Origin of the sequence: Synechococcus sp. F70.1 (assembly GCF_047502745.1) — a bacterium.
In the GTDB taxonomy this organism is placed as follows: Bacteria; Cyanobacteriota; Cyanobacteriia; order Thermostichales; family Thermostichaceae; genus Thermostichus.
Genome location: NZ_JANSJL010000023.1, coordinates 1 through 564, shown reverse-complemented (window position 1 = coordinate 564; position 564 = coordinate 1). Strand labels below are relative to the sequence as shown.

Here is a 564-nt window from a genome sequence, read left to right as displayed (position 1 = left end):
TTGAAGTTAGGAAAGCCTGACCCTCAAGAACTACTTGGTTTCCAGATCTGCTGACTAAAATCCTCGTAACTTGAAGAGTTATTCTACCTGTTATAACAAACTCTGGTACTTCTTCTCTGAGCTCAATTGTTGTTAGACTGCCATCGGGCCGTAATGTTGTCGACGTAGACGATACTCTTTCCCTGAGACGGGTAATTCCTATCTCACCCGAGAATGCCGTATTAACCCTGAGGCGACGGTCTCCGACTCCACTAGAAATCAACGCGAGACCATTTTCCGTTGAAAGATCCACGCGAGTGCTCAGCCTTGCGTTGTTTGGAGCAAAAGCCACAACCTCAAGTGGTGGAACTCGTTCGGCAATGCGAATGGCGATGCGGTTGTCGTCAGTGGGTGCAATTATGGCTTCTATGCCTTGCAGCCGAGCTTCACCGCTTCCTTGATTTGGCGATGACCGAACAGGAATAGAGACCCCGCCCCCAAACCTAGGGTTGATAAAGTCCAGCCGTAGACTGGTGGTCTCCAGCACCGAGCCGGGGGTAAAGCGATACTCCTGGGCCGAGACAA

The 564-nt window shown here is 50.7% G+C and carries 1 pseudogene; it reads right to left on the bottom strand.

Going from position 1 to position 564, the window contains the following annotated elements:
• A pseudogene (locus NW860_RS01320) lies at positions 1-564 on the bottom strand (hypothetical protein); the annotation flags it as partial.